Below are 19,763 nucleotides of genomic sequence, written 5' to 3'. Positions count from 1 at the left end.
CTTAAGCCCCCCTCCCTTCTTCAGCCATTTCGTATTCATACATATCCCAAAGCGTTTGATATAACCCCTCTTTTTTCATGAGCGAGTAATGATCCCCTTTCTCAACGATCTCTCCTTCTTTTAAAACGACAATTTGGTCGGCATTTTTGATCGTATACAATCTGTGGGCAATAATAATCGCTGTTTTGCCTTTCAATAAACTTCTAAGCGCCTCTTGGATTTTACTCTCATTCTCAATATCAGAATAGGAGGTCACTTCATCAAGAACAACAATGGGGCTATTTTTTAAGATCGCTCTTGCAATGGAAATTCTTTGCTTTTCTCCTCCACTCAGCTTAATACCATCTTCCCCAAGTAACGTATCGTAGCCATCTGGCAAGCTCATAATAAAATCATGGATTTGTGCTTTTTTACTCGCCTCCATAACTTCATCTATACTTTTAGTCGAACCCATTTTAATATTTTCTAGTATGCTGTCATTGAGCATGAATGCGTCTTGAAAGACAAATGACACTTTATCCATCAGCTCTTTCATTTGAAGATCCTTTATATCGATGTCATCAATGGAAATTTTTCCGTTATTAATATCCCAGAATCGTCCGAGAAGTAGACCTAATGTCGTTTTTCCTGACCCGGATGGTCCAACGAGTGCTACCGTCGACTGTGGCTCAATCGTTAATGATAGATTATGAAAGACTTCATTTTTGCCATACTTGAAATACACATTTTGAAATTCAATTTTTCCTTTTACATCCCCTGTAAACGTCAAATCCCCATCTACTTGTGTCTCATGTTCAATGATTTTCCTTACTTCCCCCGCCCCTTCTAGTAACATCGAGAATTCTCCTCCAAATTCCAACACCGTTTTGAAAGACGCAAGAAAATTCGCACTTAAAATTAGAAATAACACATAGACGGAGGCATCGATACTTCCACTTAAAAATAAAACACCGCCAATTGGAATAATAAATAGCAGTCCTGAATCGACCAAAGATAAAAACACACTATAAGCTGGGGCATTTTTCCTCGTGATTCCTACCCAATAATCGGCATATTCTTTCGTCGTTTCTTTATAATTTTTGAACGATTTAGCAGACAGGTTAAATGCTTTCATCACATTCATTCCATTTATGTACTGAATAATCGTCGAGTTAAGATTGTTCAGTAATTGGTGATATTTAGCCATTCTGTGCTTCATATCTTTAAAAACGACTGACTGTACTATAATGCCTAAAATGATCGGAATAAATAAAACGAGCGCCAATTTCCAATCTAAATAAATCAAATAAGCTAAAATAAAGAGCGGTGTCACAATCGCTGACGCTAGATCCGGTATTTGATGCGCCAAGAAATTCTCCAATTTCTCGATATCTTCATTAATCGTCTTTTTCATATTCCCAATCGTACGCTCTTTAAAAAATCCCATCTGAAGCTTGGACATATGGCGAATCGCCTTCATTCTCAACTCATACAGAATTGTAAATGCGGCAACATGTGAAAAAACGGCTGAAGCGATCAAGACGACCATCCGCACCGCTACCATTATACTTACAGCAATGACTAACGATTTCACTTTTTCAAAATCAACCGATTCTTGAAAAAGCTCTAATATGATGTAATACATCAAAATATACGGTATCATCGCAAGCAAAGAACTAATCACACTTAATACCGCTGATAAGTACAGCTTGAACTTCTCACGCCCAGATACGTCTAAAAGAAAACGCAAGTTTGACTTTTGTTCCATAAAAACCATCCTTTCTTTATTGAAATCATTATAATTGACAATCATTCTCACCATCCACTCCGATAACACACAAAAAATGCTCCAAAAAACAAAACACTGTTTGTTTTTATTGGAGCATTGTTCGTTTAAACTCTATGAAAGATCTCGTTGCTGTTTTCGATATTGAAGGGGAGTAAAAAAATAGATTTGTTTAAATGTAGACGCAAACTTACTCGGATTATCATAGCCGATTTCATTGGCGATTTCCATAACTGACATATTTGTATGTTCTAATAAAGATTTAGCCTTATCCATCTTCATTCGTTTAATAAATCCATACACGGTGCTGCCTGTATGTTTTTTAAAAGCTTGTTGCAATTTATAAATCGTCACATTTAATTGCGCCGCTAAAGCCGCTACTGATGGAGGATTCCCCAAATTTCCGACAATTAAATCTTTCGCCTTCTTCACTCTTTCTTTTTCTTCATTGCCTTTATTCATTATGATTTTCTCTTTATACATATCTTCAAAATACGTCACTAAAAATTCGATCGTCTTTTGCTTTAGTTTAATATACGCCATCACATCATCAACGGAAATATCGGCAATATCATGGGCGATTTTCTCTAGTTGATAGTTGGCCTTTTCAATAATGAGGACCTGTTCTTTGAAGATATAATTTAAGCGTTTCTGCCAGTCCGCCAAAAGCTTTTCCCCCAAAATAGGATGAAAAGCGCCTTTGATCACATTAAAATTAATATGAACAGACAGTATTTCACACTCTCGATAATCAAACTGAAATTGTTGAACATCATTCATTGTTTTATAAATGAACAGATCACCTGGTGATAGTTTGTATTCTTCATGCTCAGGTAATGCTAGAATATTTAACGTACCTTTATAACAAAATCCGATTTCAAAAATATCATCGACTACTTGACGATTATCAAAATCTAACATCATATTCCCCTGAAATTGAGATTTCGCTATCTCCACTCCCTCTTCTATAATCATTCTTGATAGACTTCCTATCATTTTTTGTTTGCCAATCACATACTTCTTCCCTAATAGTTCGTCCATTGTAGCTAAACAATAATGGTCTTCAATATAATTATAAAAATCATCCACTAATTTACTCATCATTTCTTCCTGTCCTTTCTAAAATTGTAAAGGATCTATAAACTAGTGTAACATAAATGAGATTGATTATCATTTATTTGAGCAGCGTTTTCTTCAACTCTTGGTAACGACTGAAAAACAACTTCAGTTTATTCACTTTTTTTTCTTCCATAAAAAAGCGGCAAGAAACCGCCAAGCATCTAATTAATCCTTGACAACTTCTTGCTGCTTTATCTTAAGCCGACTTCACAAATGGCTTCTTCCTTAATTGCTCAAGCATTTGTTTCGAAAGTGCTACGTAGCCTAATGAATTCGGGTGAACCCCATCTGCTGATAAGTATTGCTGATGGTTACTATTAATAACTTTCGTTGTCTGCATCACTAGTGAATAATCTAAGCTACTGGCTAATTCGTAAATTTTCACGTTCCATTTTGGCAGCAATTGATCGGCAATCTCATAAAACTCATGCTCTTGTTCAAGAGGGTTATACATTTCTAAAAACACGATAGTAGCGTCCTTGTTCGTTTCTCTAATTTTTCTAGAAATCTCGGTCAAATTATTAATAAAAGTTGATTGCATCGAGTCAAACGATTGAAATACTTTATTATAGTCTAGCCCTTCCATCGTTTGCAAAATATCATTCCCACCTACATTAATGGTAATTAAATCTGCATCTTTTATTTGTTGATCAAACGTTCCTTTTTGCACGACAGCATGTAGCTGCGAACTATTCGCACCAGGAATTCCTTCATTTTGAGTAACGACATGTTTATTCGTTTGCTGCTCTAACTGTTTTGAAAAGTGATCAACCAAATTCTCTTCTCCTTCCGCACCAATGCCAGTAATAATCGAATCACCAATCGCTAAATGGTTTAAATAGGTTTGGTCAAGCATACGGAAATGATCAATGTAGGTAAGCTCTTGTTGTGAAGCTACTGTAACTGACTGTTCTTGTATTTGATTAATTTTATATTTTGGATAATAAATCCATATAGAGAATCCAACGACGACACTAACTAGAAGAGCTAATAGCGACAGGAAAAATTTCTTCATACGAGCCTCCTTTATATAACGCTAACTTCATTATATTGAAAACGAATCATTTCTCAAATTAATGAAGTGATCAGCCAAAGTATTATTAGACTATTTTGTACGATTTTCTAAAGAAACATACGAAAAATAATTTTTTCTCTCTACTTTTTTCGTTCATTCTTCAGTTGTGTTAAAATAAGAAAGATATTTCTTAAAAGGATGGTCGTAGAAATGAATATAACTAAACATACAGTAGAATGGCTGAAAGATCCATTTGGGCTATTATCAGGTGATCGGTACGAATTTCGTTTGTACGCGGAAGTAGATGAAGAGGATGAATTGTATTCTGAGTCCGGCTTTTACATTCGTGTTCTATATATGGTAGATGGTGAACAGCAAAAAGTCATTCACCACCATCTCTATGACCGGGCAACAGACGAAGTGCTCGATTTTGAATTAGAAGATGATGAAGTGGAAATGATCTCTGTTTATTGCCGTGATCATTACCGTGAAGCTGATCAAGAGTCATAAGCACACAAAAACCCCGCCTATGAACAGTTTTTCTGTTACTTAAGCGGGGTTAGTCTTTATGATGATCTGCTTGAGCCTCCGTGATCAACACACCCTTTCGTTAATTGGCTTTTTTCATATACTCCTGCAATTGCTCTTCTGTTAAATGCTTAATAAAGTGGTGAAAGTTGATCGACTCCATTCCATAATTCTCACAAGTCTCCATATAATATTGATAAGCGATACGATACATTTCCATTGTTTGCTCCCCCTTCTGTTATATAACAAAATTAATTTATTAAACATAATATATAACAGTTTTTCCCCTATGTCAATCATATAATACAACGAAAAAATAAAATTTTCTGAAATATAACCATATAAAAAAAGACTAGTCTTCACGAACAACCTTCTTCATTAAGTATAGTATTCTCATGGATCATGAATACTATACTTAATGATAGAAATTAAGCTGTCGCTTAGACTAGTCCTATTTAATCATTTAGATAAGATAACCCATTTCTTTCGCTTGTATCGTTAATTCTTCTCTAAAATCTGGATGAGCAATATCAATGAGTGCAGCTGTCCGCTCACGAATCGTCTTGCCACGCAGTTTCGCTACTCCAAATTCAGTGACGATGTAATCAACATCATTTTTGGAAGTGGTGACTGGAATGCCCGGTGCTAATGTTGGGACAATTTTCGATATTTTGCCGTCTTTCGTTGTTGAGTGTAGACAAATGATACCTTTTCCACCTTTAGACCTTCTTGCTCCAATACCGAATTCTGCTTGTCCTCCTGTAGAAGACCAATAAAGTGAACCAACTTTTTCAGAATTACACTGTCCTAAAAAATCGACTTCAATCGTAGCGTTAATAGCAATCATCTGATCAATTTCAGAAATAAGAGTCATATCATTTGTTTGATCGACGGGTAGCATATAGACTTCCTCGTTTTCATGCAAGAAATCATAGAGCTTTTGTGTGCCAAAAGCAAAAGTAGCCGTCGTCTTTCCAGGATAATCGCTTCTTCCGATATTCGACACTGCCCCGCTTTTCACTAAATCTACGAGCTTATCAGGAATCATTTCTGTAAATATATTTAAATCACGATGGTTCGTTAATGAGTCCATCACAGCATTAGGAATCGCTCCGAAGCCAATTTGCAAGCTATCACCATCGCTAATTAAGTCGGCAATATAGCTTCCGATCTTCTTATCCTTTTCCGTTACTTCCGGCGTCGGGCCTTCAAGAAGCGGTTGATGGTTTTCAATCAGTGCCGTCACTTCGGAAATATGAATTTGATTTATGCCGTATGTTCTAGGCATATATTCGTTTACTTCAAGCAAGATTTTCTTCGCTTGTTTCGCTAGCGGTGCAGTATAATCGCAGTTCGTCCCTAATGAGAAATAACCATTCTCATCCATCGGCGAAACCGTTGCCATAATGACACGCTCATTCGTTATTTCCTCTAATAGCGCTGGTACATCTGAGAAATGATTAGGCAATAAATCGATATCCCCTTCATGAAACGCCTTGCGATCTCCCCCTGATAAAAACATAGAGATGACCTTTAATTCATCTGGATGCTTCTTGATCGCAGGTCTAGCTGTCAATAACTGAAAAAGTCGATTTCTTTCCAAATCTGTTCGCTTCTCTAAAGCTGCTAATAAACTTGGTGGTTCACCAGGCAAAAGAGGAACGATAATATCCTCTCCTGCTTCAATACAAGCAACTGCTTGTTCAGCAGTTGTTAATAGCTGACTGTAATGTTTTGTCTGATCCACAAAATGACAACCCCTTTGTTCGACTGTTTACTGACTTATATGAGATAAGTCTGTTCTATTAAGAGAGGTATTCTCCCCTTCTTTTATCATATACGTTGAAAATATCTTGTCAATAGTTCCATAAAAAACCACACCCACTAACAATTAGGGTGATCATGTTCATAAGTGATGAGTTATCCTTTTATAATAATCTCGTCTTGGTCCGTTGCATCAACCGATTGTGGAATGATCACCGTCGTTCTTAAAAATGTTTGCTTTTTATCCTCCGTTACAGGATGAGTTTTGCTCAAAGTTATTTCAAACGGGAAATCTTGTGTTTCTCCAGGAAGAATTTCTCTATCTATGTCCACTATTAAGCGATCCATTTCCTTCTCATGACTTGAGAAATCGCTATCATCACGAACCTCTTCAAATTGATACACAAGCTGCAACATGATGGACTGAATAGGAACCGTTACCTTCCCGCCCGTAACGACTACCTTCCCTTCAACCACTTCTCCAAGTGTAAACTGGCCTTTTTCAAGAACAGTATCAACCTTTACACTGCCAATTCCTATACTAGATAAAAATTCTTTCCACATTCTTTCCCATCCCTTTCACACATGAGTAATGACTTTTCCGTTATATCCCGCATTAACGGGCTGTAAGACCCTCACCTCAACATAACAGAAAAAACACAGACGTTCAGGTGGGGGATCAACAGCCCGTAAAAGCCCGATCGGTTCAACTAACAATCAGTGAGGGATGAAGAAAACCCTACTGATTGAAGTTTCACTTTATCATACCTTTCCCTTATTACCTTTTGCACTATATTTAGCAACGCTTCATGGAATTTACTATGCTTTTTTCGTATGTAAGGAGTGTAATCCTTTTAAACATTTAATTTTGAATTTTGCACATAGTGATCTTTGTAAAAATTACTCAAAATTCTTTGTTAAATATTGGTTGGAACCATTTGACTCCTTTTTTGTTAAAGGACCACATTTTCATATCAGCGACTAGATGACTCACATAAGCGAGTACCGCTGCCATGAAGCTTCCTTCTAATGCGACCGATTGCTCAAAATGCCAAGCAATATAACCGAAGTAAACGACACCGATGATCGAGTGAGTTAATGAGCGATGCGCTAAAAAGGAAGAAATCATAATGAAGCCACTTAAAAGCATGACCCAATAAATATTAGTATGCCAACCGACATAAGCTAATATCGCTCCCGTAAGAAATAACATCGTTCGCTGCTTAATAAACAATCTCGGAAGCAATAACAACCCGATCCCGATCCCAAAGCCAGCTAACTTCATCAATCCAACTAACTGAACATAACTATAGCCGATTAATAGCATGCCACATACAGCAAAAAATAAAATAAGCCATTTTTTCGAAATGGTAATTCGATTAGCTAACTTACCATTTACATCAAGGTCTGGTGCAAGCCCCACAACTGCTCCAATACTAATAAGCGACGCTGTTGAGAGCGGATCCGTTTGTAAATAGAGTGCTGTTACTAACCCTGTAGCCCCTCCAATGGCTAAATGAGCTGATCCATTCATGAAAGATCCTTCCCTTCTTTTATCATTTCGACTCATTATAACAAACAAACGTTCTCTTTTCTATCAAAAAAAAGCTATCTCTCAATTTTTCAAGAGACAGCATTCTTTCTACTAATGAAATGAGATTTTTTCGGTACTTTCGTTGATAAATACACACCGAGAACAACAAATAATCCGCCAATCATTTGATACGAGGTCATAGTTTCTCCAAGAAATATAATCGCAAATAAAGAAGCAAACACGGGAATGAAATTTAAGAAGATGCCAGCTTTATTAGCACCAATCGCAGCAACCGCTGTATTCCATGAAGTGAAAGCAACAATCGAAGCAAAAATGCCAATATAAGCGATTGCACTTATTGATGTGATGTCCCAGCTCACCGTTTCTTTATAGATCAATAACTCCACTAACGAAAAAGGAAATAAAACGATGAGACCAAGACCGATCGCTACAAAAAACGTACTATACCCAGGTAGCTTATTCGCATATTGCTTCACTAAAACGGAATAAACACTCCAAAAGAGGACAGCCACGATTACGAGCAAATCGCCTTGATTAAATGAGAACGACAACAAATTCGTCCAATCACCCTTCGATAAAATAAAAAGGATACCAGAAAGAGAAATAAGCGTTCCTATCAATTGATTGCGATGAAGCCGCTCTTTAAAAAAGACAAAAGACAACATAAAAATGATAATGGGAGTAGATGAATTCACTAACGATGCATTAATCGATGTCGTATAATGGAGCGATATGTATACTAAAGTGTTAAAACCCGTGATGCCTGTTACAGCCATTACGATCACGATTTTCCAATGCCGCTTTATAACGAGCCAATCTGCCGGCAAGTTCTTCCTGACAAAAGGATAAAAAACGAGAAAGGCTGTGCACCAACGCAAGAAAGAGAGCGTATATGGCGGCACATTGCTCGCGACTGCTCGACCAATGACAAAGTTGCCTCCCCATAAAAGAGTAGCCAATACGAGGAGAAGATAGGGAGAAGGCCGCTTCATTCAATCACCCCTTCAAAAAAATGAATATTCAGTATTTAATGAACAGAAAGCCAGGCTCTACCTCCGCAAACTCTCCCAAGAAACGATGAAGAACTACGGAGAAGCCTGACAATCATTATTTCTTTTCAACTACTTGAAGAAGCCAATCTTGCACCGTTTCAATATACTCGACAGAAATGTCCATTTCAGCTAAAATCACACCTTTTCCAACAATCTTTAAACCCGGTGCAAGCGCTGGTTTTTTAGGATTCATAGAATAGACGACTGTATCAATATGATGTAATGGAATTCGAACATTTGTCACTAATCCCTTACTTACTACATATCCGTTCTCAATCTTAATCACATTCTTTTTCCATGAACATTCTGTATCTGTCACGGTACATTCTAAAGCTTTCTCTTCATCCGTAAAAATCGCCATTTGAATACCCCTTTATTCGGTAAGTGTTTTGACAACTCTACGGTATCAGCTTTCAATCCTTTTGTAAATAAGACTATTTGTCAAGAAAATATAATCTTTTGTCTATCAATAAGTATTACAATTTTTGTTCCTTTAACACATCCGCTAAAGCCGCTAGCATGTATGTAACATTTTCTTGGCGAGCATTGTAACCCATCAAGCCAATTCGCCATATCTTCCCTTTCAATTCACCTAGACCTCCACCGATTTCTAAGCTGTATTTCTCCAACAGTCGCTTACGAACAGCTAAGTCATCTACACCTTCTGGAATATTGACCGAAGTTAATTGCGATAATCGATGCTCTTTATCGACAAGAAGACTTAAGCCCATCGCTTCAAGGCCCTCATGAAGGGAATCCCCATACCGCTTATGACGAGCGAATACATTTTCTACCCCTTCATTCACGATTAATCTTAACGCTTCACGTAAAGAGTAGATCATCGTAATCGGAGCTGTATGATGATAGAAACGCTCACTATCCTCACTCCAATATGCTTGAATCATCGATAAATCTAAATACCAACTTTGTACCTTTTGTGTCCGTTTCGCCATAGCATCAACTGCACGGGTACTGAACGTAACAGGAGCTAATCCCGGAGGTGCACTCAAACATTTTTGTGTTCCACTATAAGCAGCATCCACACCCACACGATCAATATCCGTCGGGCAACCTCCAAGACTTGTCACCATATCACATACGAATAATGCTTCATGTTCATGAACGATTTGACTAATCTCTTCTAAAGGCTGTCTCACACCAGTAGAAGTTTCCGCGTGAACGACAGCAACTACTTTAATATTTTTATGCTGTTGCAACGTTTCTTTTATTTGCTCAGGATCAATGATTTGTCCCCATGGTGCCTTAACTTGAATGACTTCTGCCCCACAACGCTCAGCTACATCGACCATTCTCTCTCCAAAAAGTCCATTTACCCCAACAACGACTTTGTCGCCAGGCTCTATTAAATTAACAAACACCGTTTCCATCCCGGCGCTTCCCGTTCCAGACATCGCCATCGTTGCTTTATTATTTGTTTGATAGACTTGGCGCAACAAATCCATCGTTTCATCCATAATCGTTAAAAATGCCGGATCTAAATGCCCTAGTAACGGTGTAACCATCGACTTTAATACGTGCGGATGAACATCGCTTGGACCAGGTCCCATTAAAATCCGTTTCGGTGGTAAAAGTTCATTAATCATCAGTATTCCTCCTTTTCCACTTATTATAGTATGTTATTTACTAAAAAACAAAAGAATCTAAATATAGAAAAATACACTATAAATTAATTTGATAGCGAAGCCCCCTTTTTATTGCAAAGGGGACTTCTGTTTAAATTTTCACCGAAGTATCATCACTCACCGTCGTTAAGGATCGCCAAGCTTCAATTACAAGGACGATGCAAAGTACGAATAAAGCAAATGAAGCGGAGGCTAAAAGATAGTTACCACTTATGAAGTTTTTCTGCATTAGCACGATCAGAGCGGCCAACGTGACAACAAACATAAAAATCATCGGCACAATAATGAACCAAGCCTTCACACCCGCTTTAATTAACCAAACGCTCACCGCAAGCAAGGCGATCGCTCCAAGCATTTGATTCGCTGAACCAAACAAAGGCCACACCGCACTCCAAGTACCTGATAAAGCGAGAGCGCCTGCTCCGACGACCACTACAATGGTTGCGACATGATTGTTAGTAAAAACGGCCGATCGACTTTCTGCAAACTCCTGCACCGCATATTTTCCAAGGCGGGTTGCTGAATCCAACGTCGTCATTAAAAAGGCGGAAGCCGTTAGAGCTGTAAATGTAGTGGCTGTCACCTCAGGAATCCCCCAATGAGACATAAAGAAACCGACACCAGCCGAGAAGGTACCAATAGGCCCTCCAAGCTCAGCCATTCTAGCCGTAAACTCTGCTTGTGATAAATACGCCACTGCTCCAATCGCAATGATGGCTAAAAACCCTTCCAGCAGCATGCTTCCATACGTGATAAATCGTCCATTCTTTTCATTATCTAATTGTTTGGCCGTTGTCCCTGATGAAACGAGAGAATGGAACCCCGAAACTGCTCCACACGCAATCGTAATAAAGAGAATAGGGAATAAAAATCCTAATGTTTCATTATAGAAGCCTGTGTAACCAGCCAATTTGATTTCTGGGTTCGCTAAAATAATTCCTAACGCCGCTCCACCAATCATTCCATATAATAAGAAGGAATTAAGATAATCTCGAGGCTGCAAGAGCATCCAAACCGGCATAACAGAAGCAACATATGCATATAGAAGCAGAATAGCAACCCAAGCTCCACCGCTTAACTCAAGTGGATAATTGATTCCCGCCCAAATACTAAAAAACATGGCCGCAACACCTAAAATACTAGCAAGTACGAAATTCATTCGTAGTTGATTGACTAAAAATCCGAAAACCATGGCAATTCCGATAAATAAAACCGAGGCAGTAGCTGCTTGCGGGACGGCGACAAATGTATCTTTTACAAGAATAATAAACACGCCAACAATTAAGATTAATGTCGCAATCGAAAAGGCCAAAAATAAAGTTTGTCCTCTTTTCCCCATGTATTCTTTAATAATCGAGCCAATGGATTCCGCTCGATGACGCAAAGAAGCTTGCAATGAAGCATAGTCATGAACCCCACCGATAAAAATACTACCAATAATGATCCAAATAACAGCTGGAATCCATCCGAAAACAACGGCCGTGATTGGACCGACAATCGGGCCTCCTCCAGCAATCGTTGCAAAATGATGGCCTAGCAATACCGGTTTTCGTGCCGCCACATAATCAACGCCATCGGCCATTGTAATCGCTGGTGTTGGCCGATTCGGATCTACGCCAAATTTCTTGTCAAGAAATTTCCCATACGTAAAGTAGGCAATGATAAAAATGATACCTGCAATAGCTAACAATGTTAATAAACTCATTTCTCTTCTACCTCCTTCAAATAATGATATAAAGGCTCGATAAATGATTTTCCTTTCTTATGCATATAAAGTTCTTTTTTACTAAGATCGAGAATTGCTATATACAGTTCCGTCCAACCTTGAGTACCAAATTTCAAAAATTTTAATTTTCTGACTTTTTCAATCGCATGAATGACTTCTGATGTAACAGGCTGATCGGTAATAATAACGCCTGTAAACACAGTAGACATATGTTCTCCATGCGGTTTCACATACTCCTGTATACAATCGATCATATCGTTCATCATCTGATCAATGTATCCTTCACTTACTTGTAAATTAGGAGCTGTCACAAAAACAACTTGTTGATTATCCACTCCCCACACTTTGATTTTCTTCGTAAACATATAACGCTCATCTCTTCGATTATAAACAGCTGAAAAGGCGATTTCCGTGCTACCAACCTTCCCTCCTCGTTCCACATCAAAAAAAGGAACATATATATTAGCTAATTCATGCACGACCTTCTGGACATCCTTTGTTCCCTTCATGACTGACACCTCGCTAAAACCTTTTTTGCTTTTTTACTAACAACAAACTCCAAATCCTCCCCTCCATTTTAGATATTTTCATAATAATTACATTATATAAGATAAAACCCGAAAAATATATATAATTTTCCAAATAATTAGTCTTTTTTTGAAAACACACAAAAAAGAGGCTACCCAAAGGATCAGCCTCTTTCTGTATGCATTTATTATTGTTTTTCTACGTTAGCAGCTTGTGGTCCACGTGGTCCTTCAACAACTTCGAAAGATACGCTTTGACCTTCTTCTAAAGATTTATAGCCTTCGCCTTGAATAGCTGAGAAATGTACGAATACATCGTCTTGTCCTTCAACTTCGATGAATCCGAAACCTTTTTCTGCATTAAACCATTTTACTTTACCTTGTAACATGTAATTTCCTCCTCGCGCAAATGCGCTCATTCATTTCTTGCTGTTTATTGCTATTTCAAGACGAAAACAATTTGAAACAATGCTCTCTTTTGAAACGAACTTAAACAACTGATTCAATAATAACACCTCGCATAGAATAAAGCAAGGAGAATTGTTCTATATCATTGATTTTCTAATGATCCCTGCTTAAGATCGCACTGAATATATTAAAGATTAGATCATCAATAAAGCAGTACTATCGGACTAATTTTCAGAAAATTTAAATTAATTGTTTACAAAACTAACAACCGTACGTATACTGTATTATAACACAAGGATAATTAAAAATACTGTATTATAAAAGGAGAGAGTGAAATGATGAATCCAGTAGAATTTTTTAGAACAATGCCTCAAAAAATGTGCCCAGAGTGCGGTGAGCATATGCATGAGCAAGCCGAATCTTACTTGATGGAGTGCGATCGTTGTCTATCTAAAAGGGATGAATAATATTTCTATTACACGAAACAAGGGTTGACTCTTAAGTGTTAAGGACACTTAAAAGAGTCAACCCTTGTTTTTCTATAAACCAACTTGTTCAACAATCGCATACAGATGCTTCGGGATATCAAAATCAGGTGTTTCACCCGGATTAATCCACATCCTAACAATATCGAGCTTATCCAAGCTTAATGATACTTGATTCGTAATGGATTTGATTCGATAAACGTTAGGATTTGCCATAATAAAAATAGTTGGGGCTGTTGCTGTTTGTTGAAACCGCATCAGCTTTTCCATTTGATCAGCCACGTGAGTTCTTAGCTGACTATTATCGAAGACAACGTCCGCTTTTTGCTTTTTACTTTTTGATCCTTTTGCTTTGACAACGATAGTCCAATGATCTTTTTTTGCCACTACATCCGGCTCCGTTGGTGAGAGGGCGTGTTCCACTTGCCAACCCATTTGCTCAAAATAATCCGCCGCTGCTACAATCACTTCTTCTTGATTCAGTATACATTCATCTGGCACTTTTAAATCCGCTATGCTCACCGGCATGTTCTTCACCTCAGTTAAAGTCTTGTCTTTATTAATGTCATTCGACGTGGACAATATTTTCCCTTTAACTAATCTTTATTTCATAATTTTTTTCAGCCATTTTACTTTATCTCCATATGGCGGAAAAACGATCGAATGACTGAGTTTCGTGCTTTTTTTCATTACGCTTTTTTGATGAGAAAAGGTGTCAAAGCTATGCTTTCCGTGGTAGCTGTTCATACCTGAAGGCCCCACTCCACCAAACGGTAAATACGGACTTCCTACATGAGACAAGGTGTCATTCACACACCCTCCCCCAAAGGAAATCGCAGATAAAATTTTCTCCTCTACCGCTTCATTTTCCGTAAATACATATAACGCCAACGGTTTCGGATGTTTATTCACTTCGGTAATGACGTCATCTAGCTCTTGATAGCTCAACACCGGCAAGATCGGTCCAAAGATTTCATCATGCATCGCAGCATCCGTCCAATCAACCGAATCCAAAATCGTTGGTGCGATAAATAAATCGTTTCGATCAAACTCACCACCGTAAAATATTTTAGATTGATCTTTTTCGAGGATCTCCACTAAACGATCAAACTGTTTTCCGTTCACGATGCGACCGTAATCTGGACTTTCTTGAGTGTTCTTCCCATAAAAATCAATGATTTCTTTCTTCAATTGTTTTAGAAATTCTTCTTTAATATTGTGGTGAACGAGTAAATAGTCAGGTGCAACACAAGTTTGTCCGGCATTGACAAACTTTCCCCAAACAATTCGTTTCGCTGCTGTTTGTAAGTCAGCAGTCCGATCAATCACAGCGGGGCTTTTCCCCCCAAGCTCAAGCGTTAATGGGACGAGGTTTCGACTTGCGGCTTCCATCACAATTTTCCCTACTGGTACACTCCCTGTGAAAAAAATATAATCAAATGGAGCATGAATAAGCGTAGATGTCGTTTCTTTCTCTCCCTCAATCACTTGAATATAGTTTGATTCGAATGTAAGCTCAATCATTTCTTTCACTAAAGCAGATGTGTAAGGTGTATGTTCGGACGGCTTAATGACCGCACAGTTACCAGCTGCAATCGCTCCAATTAATGGTTCAATCACAAGCTGAAACGGATAATTAAACGGACCGATAATTAAAGCAACACCATACGGCTCTGACTGAATCCAGCTCTTGGCCGGCAATTGATGGACAGGTGTTTTTACTTTCACTGGCGCCGCCCATTTTTTTAGATTCTTTAATACATAGTTAATGCTATCTAATACTAAGCCGACTTCTGTTGCATACGCTTCAAATTCACTCTTTCGTAAATCTTGATAAAGCGCCTCCATAATTCGCGGTTCATATTGTACAATTATTTCCTTTAATTGCTGAAGTACCTTTAATCGAAAAGCAAGATCTTTCGTTTCTCCTGTATGAAAAAACTGTTTTTGGCTATTAATTGTCTCATAAATTTGTTGTTCGTTCATAAAATTACCTCCCTCACCTACTATCACTTTACCTTTTTCCTTTTATTTTTCCCAATGATATGAGTGCAAGGTTTTTTCTAAAAATTCGATTATGTTCTTTTCTATTTAATTAAAGTAGTATATGATGATTAAATATTAAGAAGAGAAATGGAGATTTAACAATGAATCAAACCGAACAATGGACATCAAAGATTGGCTTTATTCTAGCCTCGGCCGGTTCTGCTATTGGTATTGGAGCAATTTGGAAGCTCCCTTATGTAGCTGGCACGAGTGGCGGTGGAGCTTTCTTCCTTCTCTTTCTTTTGTTTACTGCATTAGTGGGGCTTCCTTTGTTACTTGGGGAGTTCGTCATTGGTCGAAGCACGCAAAAAGAAGCGATTCGGGCTTATGAGCATATTGCTCCTAAATCGTTTTGGTCAGTGACTGGATATATTGGCGTGATTACATGCTTTATCCTTTTATCCTTTTATAGTGTCGTTGGTGGTTGGATCTTACAGTATTTATTATTTGGTGCAACTGGTAAACTTCAAGCAACGAGCGACTTTGCTGCGCTGTTTGGAGAAACGATCTCATCCCCGCTTTGGTCAATAGGCGCTCAATTAGCGTTTTTACTCATTACGGTCACCGTTGTCTCACGTGGTATTCAAAATGGAATTGAAGCAGCAAACAAATATTTAATGCCCGCTCTTTTCGTCATCTTTATTGCGATCATCATTCGCTCATTAACATTAGATGGAGCGATGAGCGGAGTGGAATTTTTCTTAAAACCAGACTTTACAAAGCTTACCTCTGAAGGTGTACTGTTTGCTATGGGGCAATCATTCTTCTCCTTAAGTGTGGGGGTCTCGGTCATGGTAACGTACAGCTCTTATTTAGATAAAACACAAAATTTACCTAAATCAGCTGTTTCTATCGTTAGTTTAAATATCGTTATTTCTTTACTTGCTGGATTAGCAATTTTCCCAGCTGTGTTTGCATTAGATGTGGAACCAGCAGCAGGACCAGGACTATTATTTATCGTCTTGCCCTCCATTTTCCAGCAAATCCCTTTCGGCTCAGTGTTTTTAATCTTATTTTTAGCGCTGTTTTTATTCGCTACACTGACATCTGCTTTTTCGATGCTCGAAATTATCGTTGCTTCGATCGCCAAAGGAGATTCAACGAAACGAAAGAACCTTTCTTGGATCATTGGATTATTGATCTTTATCGCTGGTATTCCTTCCGCTCTATCATTCGGTGTCCTTAGTGAGATCACCTTCTTTAATAAAAGCATTTTTGATGCAGCAGACTTTTTAGTTAGTAATATTTTAATGCCTTTAGGTGCTTTTTTAATCGCGATCTTTGTCCCGTTGAAGATGGATAAACAACTGCTCATTGAAGAGTTATCTAAAGGCGCAGGAAACGTAAAAAGTTGGTTCGCTTTATGGCTACTACTATTACGTTTTGTTGTACCGATCATCATTATCATCGTCTTTCTTGATGTCATTGGCCTTATTTAATAGTAAAAAAATCGTCCTTCATACAGAGGACGATTTTTTTTCATTCCTTCAACTTCTTTAATGGCTCGATCGCTGGCCCTTCAATCACTTCTCCTGATACAGAAAACCGCGAGCCATGGCATGGGCAATCCCATGTTTTTTCAGCATCATTCCATTCACATTCACAGCCTAAATGCGTGCATGTCGTATCGACAAGATGGACTGTCCCATCTTCTTCTTTAAATGCCCCTGCTCTCGTTCCATTCCAATTGATCACTACGCCTGTATTAGCGGGTAACTCCTCATTATTTTGTAGAAAATAATCAAGCTTGCCTTTGACAAATTGAGCGGCTACATCGCTATTTTGCTTCACAAACTCCCCCAAACTAGAAGCCGCTTTAAATCGTTGTGGAGAAAATAATTCTTGATAGCGATTTTGCTTATTTAAAATTAAATCTGAAATGAGCAACGACGAAACAACACTTGAGGTCATCCCCCATTTTTTAAAGCCAGTGGCGGTGTAAATATGTTCGGCATTATTCACCTTACCAATGTAAGGAAGGTTATCTAGCGTCATTAAATCTTGTGTCGACCAAGTAAATAATAATTCTTTCACTCCGAACTCTTTTTCTGCGAAATCAATTAATGCTTGATACCGCGCTTCTGTTGGCTGTCCTTTCCCTGTTTTATGTCCTTCTCCACCGATGAGCAATACTTCCTCTCCATGATACAGCGCACTTCTCACAGAACGGATCGGTTTTTCAGCCGTTATATACATCCCGCCTGGAACTGCTTTTTGTGGCTTGATCGCAATAATATAAGAACGTTCCGCATGCATTTTCGTAAAATAAAAACCGCTATCATAAAAGGGAAAATGGCTCGCAATCACCACTTCATTGCCTACCACTTTCACTCCCTCGGTCGTAATGACAGTGGGCCTTTCTCCTTTTTCTATATCTTTCGCCACGGTATGCTCATAAATTTCTCCTCCATGCTCTTTAATAAACTGTATTAATGGAAGCAAAAATTTAAGTGGATGAAACTGGCCTTGACCGTTCATTTGCACCGCTTGTTTAAAAGGGGTCTTCCAAGGTAACGTCATTGCTATCGAGCCATCGATCCCTAGCGCTTCATAGCTTTGTGCCTCTTGCTTCACCGCTTCTACTTCTTTCTCTGCGTTCGTATATACGTAAGCTGTTTCATCCAGCCAGTCGCAAACGATCGCTTCTTCCTCGATCGTTTGTTTCACCCAAGCAATCGCTTCTTGATTCGCTTCATAATATAGCTTCGCCTGCTCTTTGCCAACGTTTTGCAGCAGTTCATAATAAATTAACTGATGCTGAGCCGTCATTTTAGCGGTTGTATGGCCTGTCGTTCCGTTTACGAGCTGTGACCCTTCGATTAAAACGACTTTTTTCTTTGCTTTTGTTAATAAATAAGCAGTGACAATCCCTGTAATACCACCACCGACAATGACGGTATCTGCAAATACCGGCTGATTGAGAGCTGGAAATGAAGGTAGCTTCACCTCTTGTTCCCATAATGCTTTTCTAGTCAATGTGATTCCCCCTATTCCGTTTGGCTATCTATTATCATGCCAAATTCCGAGGAAAAGTATGCCAAACAATAAGGGAGATTTTTTACATAATAAAAAGCCTCACCTCTTTTCGAGGCAAAGCTCTAATTTTTATTCTGTTGCTTTTTTCAATGTTTCAATATTTTTTTCCATTAAAGTGATGTAGTTGTCTTTATTCGCTTCATCTTCTTTTGCTAATACCGCCAAATTATGAATTTGTAACGCTTCGGCATTTAATTCATTTTGTACGACTTTAGCCACTTTCGGCGTCACATTTTGTTCGAAAATTACATATTTAATCTGATGCTCTTTCGCCGTTTCCACCATTTCTTTTAATTGCTTCTGTGAAGGCTCATTCGTTGGGGATAAACCGGCTACACTAATTTGCTTTAACCCATAGTTAGCTTCCCAATAGCCAAAAGCTGAGTGGGACACAAGGAATTCTTTACGCTTAGCTTGATCGGCCATTTCATGAAATTGTTCATCTAACGTCGATAATTTTTGTTTTAACTCATCAAAATTATTTTCAAACTCGGACTGATGTTTAGGTTGAAGCTCTACTAACTGATTCTTCACTACTTCTGCCATTTGTATCGCTAACGTTGGATCAATCCATACGTGAGGGTCGATATCTCCATGATTATGACCATCATCATGACGATGCTCTTCATGCTCATGCGTGCCGTGATCCTCATGTGCTACTTCTTCTTCATGAGCATGCATTTGTTGATGAGCATCTAGGTCGAGGGTTTTAGCAACCTCAATCACTTTGACTTTTTCATTTTTCATCGACTCTTGTATTTTACCTCCAAAAGGCTCTAGTCCAAGGCCGTTATACATAAATAAATCGGATTGCGCAATATCAATCATCGTTTTCGGTGTCGGCTCATATGTATGAGCATCTACCCCAGCAGGTAACACACTTTCCACCTCAACAAACTCTTTGCCGATTTCCTCCGTAAAGAACGTTAAAGGATAGATCGTTGTATACACTTGTAATTGATTACTATCTCGCTTCGGTTCCTCCGCTTTTTCAGTTGAACATCCAGCTATAATAAGTATGATCGCTGATAGCATGACGATCATTGAAAATATTCGTTTCATCCATTCTCCTCCTCAATTTCTACTGCTAACTG

The 19,763-nt window shown here is 38.4% G+C and carries 20 protein-coding genes; 3 read left to right on the top strand and 17 right to left on the bottom strand.

Annotated features, from left to right (window positions below; genetic code table 11):
- Position 1 precedes the first annotated feature (1 nt).
- From ACSVDJ_RS07970 to ACSVDJ_RS07960, 3 genes are all read right to left on the bottom strand, one after another.
- Positions 2-1,747, bottom strand: coding sequence for an ABC transporter ATP-binding protein (locus ACSVDJ_RS07970; RefSeq protein WP_439170529.1), 1,746 nt, complete (start codon positions 1,745-1,747; stop codon positions 2-4).
- Positions 1,748-1,879: 132 nt separating this feature from the next.
- Complete coding sequence (locus ACSVDJ_RS07965; protein ID WP_439170531.1) at positions 1,880-2,869, bottom strand: helix-turn-helix domain-containing protein; 990 nt, start codon at positions 2,867-2,869, stop codon at positions 1,880-1,882.
- Between the two features lie 211 nt (positions 2,870-3,080).
- Positions 3,081-3,899, bottom strand: a complete 819-nt coding sequence (locus tag ACSVDJ_RS07960; RefSeq protein ID WP_439170532.1) for a GDSL-type esterase/lipase family protein — start codon at positions 3,897-3,899, stop codon at positions 3,081-3,083.
- A 210-nt stretch (positions 3,900-4,109) separates the two neighbouring features.
- On the opposite strand from ACSVDJ_RS07960, the gene ACSVDJ_RS07955 reads away from it, so the two are divergent.
- Positions 4,110-4,409, top strand: coding sequence for a DUF6509 family protein (locus ACSVDJ_RS07955; RefSeq protein ID WP_439170533.1), 300 nt, complete (start codon positions 4,110-4,112; stop codon positions 4,407-4,409).
- A gap of 100 nt (positions 4,410-4,509) precedes the next feature.
- Here the strand turns inward: ACSVDJ_RS07955 and ACSVDJ_RS07950 are convergent, their stop codons facing one another.
- The 10 genes from ACSVDJ_RS07950 to cspD all read right to left on the bottom strand — a co-directional run bounded on the left by ACSVDJ_RS07950 (position 4,510) and on the right by cspD (position 13,083).
- On the bottom strand, positions 4,510-4,647 hold the full coding sequence (locus tag ACSVDJ_RS07950) for a hypothetical protein (protein WP_176450823.1): 138 nt from the start codon (positions 4,645-4,647) through the stop codon (positions 4,510-4,512).
- 243 nt (positions 4,648-4,890) lie between these two features.
- Positions 4,891-6,174, bottom strand: coding sequence for an acetyl-CoA hydrolase/transferase family protein (locus tag ACSVDJ_RS07945; RefSeq protein ID WP_439170535.1), 1,284 nt, complete (start codon positions 6,172-6,174; stop codon positions 4,891-4,893).
- 173 nt (positions 6,175-6,347) lie between these two features.
- Positions 6,348-6,755: a sporulation protein gene (locus ACSVDJ_RS07940; protein WP_439170537.1), complete on the bottom strand. Its 408-nt coding sequence runs from the start codon at positions 6,753-6,755 to the stop codon at positions 6,348-6,350.
- 340 nt (positions 6,756-7,095) lie between these two features.
- Complete coding sequence (locus ACSVDJ_RS07935) at positions 7,096-7,725, bottom strand: metal-dependent hydrolase (protein ID WP_439170538.1); 630 nt, start codon at positions 7,723-7,725, stop codon at positions 7,096-7,098.
- Between the two features lie 89 nt (positions 7,726-7,814).
- The gene (locus ACSVDJ_RS07930; RefSeq protein WP_439170539.1) at positions 7,815-8,738 is read right to left on the bottom strand and encodes a DMT family transporter; all 924 of its coding nucleotides are present in this window, start codon (positions 8,736-8,738) and stop codon (positions 7,815-7,817) included.
- 115 nt (positions 8,739-8,853) lie between these two features.
- Positions 8,854-9,159: a hypothetical protein gene (locus ACSVDJ_RS07925; protein ID WP_439170540.1), complete on the bottom strand. Its 306-nt coding sequence runs from the start codon at positions 9,157-9,159 to the stop codon at positions 8,854-8,856.
- 115 nt (positions 9,160-9,274) lie between these two features.
- A complete protein-coding gene (locus ACSVDJ_RS07920) occupies positions 9,275-10,402 on the bottom strand; it encodes a pyridoxal-phosphate-dependent aminotransferase family protein (RefSeq protein ID WP_439170542.1) in 1,128 nt (375 codons plus the stop codon).
- Positions 10,403-10,532: 130 nt separating this feature from the next.
- Positions 10,533-12,146: a carbon starvation CstA family protein gene (locus tag ACSVDJ_RS07915; protein ID WP_439170544.1), complete on the bottom strand. Its 1,614-nt coding sequence runs from the start codon at positions 12,144-12,146 to the stop codon at positions 10,533-10,535.
- Entirely contained in the window at positions 12,143-12,676 is a 534-nt protein-coding gene (locus ACSVDJ_RS07910; RefSeq protein WP_439170545.1) for a DUF8052 family protein, read from the bottom strand. Before ACSVDJ_RS07910 ends, ACSVDJ_RS07915 begins: the two co-directional genes overlap by 4 nt.
- Positions 12,677-12,882: 206 nt before the next feature.
- A complete protein-coding gene (cspD, locus tag ACSVDJ_RS07905; RefSeq protein ID WP_094834266.1) occupies positions 12,883-13,083 on the bottom strand; it encodes a cold-shock protein CspD in 201 nt (66 codons plus the stop codon).
- A gap of 354 nt (positions 13,084-13,437) precedes the next feature.
- Here cspD and yhfH point away from each other — a divergent pair, with 354 nt between their 5' ends.
- Positions 13,438-13,569 carry a protein YhfH gene (yhfH, locus tag ACSVDJ_RS07900; RefSeq protein WP_094834265.1) on the top strand — a complete coding sequence of 44 codons (132 nt, stop codon included), beginning with the start codon at positions 13,438-13,440 and terminating at the stop codon, positions 13,567-13,569.
- Positions 13,570-13,641: 72 nt separating this feature from the next.
- Here the strand turns inward: yhfH and ACSVDJ_RS07895 are convergent, their stop codons facing one another.
- Both ACSVDJ_RS07895 and ACSVDJ_RS07890 read right to left on the bottom strand, forming a co-directional pair.
- Positions 13,642-14,169, bottom strand: a complete 528-nt coding sequence (locus ACSVDJ_RS07895) for a hypothetical protein (RefSeq protein ID WP_518620407.1) — start codon at positions 14,167-14,169, stop codon at positions 13,642-13,644.
- Between the two features lie 21 nt (positions 14,170-14,190).
- Positions 14,191-15,573: an aldehyde dehydrogenase gene (locus ACSVDJ_RS07890; RefSeq protein WP_439170549.1), complete on the bottom strand. Its 1,383-nt coding sequence runs from the start codon at positions 15,571-15,573 to the stop codon at positions 14,191-14,193.
- 161 nt (positions 15,574-15,734) lie between these two features.
- Between ACSVDJ_RS07890 and ACSVDJ_RS07885 the strand changes: the two genes are divergently transcribed.
- Positions 15,735-17,072 (top strand): sodium-dependent transporter, encoded by a 1,338-nt coding sequence (locus tag ACSVDJ_RS07885; RefSeq protein WP_439170550.1) that lies wholly within the window; start codon positions 15,735-15,737, stop codon positions 17,070-17,072.
- A gap of 40 nt (positions 17,073-17,112) precedes the next feature.
- Here ACSVDJ_RS07885 and ACSVDJ_RS07880 read toward each other — a convergent pair whose 3' ends face one another.
- Positions 17,113-18,609 (bottom strand): FAD-dependent oxidoreductase, encoded by a 1,497-nt coding sequence (locus tag ACSVDJ_RS07880; protein WP_439170552.1) that lies wholly within the window; start codon positions 18,607-18,609, stop codon positions 17,113-17,115.
- 129 nt (positions 18,610-18,738) lie between these two features.
- Complete coding sequence (locus ACSVDJ_RS07875) at positions 18,739-19,731, bottom strand: metal ABC transporter solute-binding protein, Zn/Mn family (protein WP_439170553.1); 993 nt, start codon at positions 19,729-19,731, stop codon at positions 18,739-18,741.
- Positions 19,732-19,763: the final 32 nt, after the last annotated feature.

This window comes from Bacillus sp. Hm123 (assembly GCF_051842975.2).
In the GTDB taxonomy this organism is placed as follows: domain Bacteria; phylum Bacillota; class Bacilli; order Bacillales; family Domibacillaceae; genus Bacillus_CE.
This window is presented reverse-complemented; position numbering and strand designations above follow the sequence as displayed.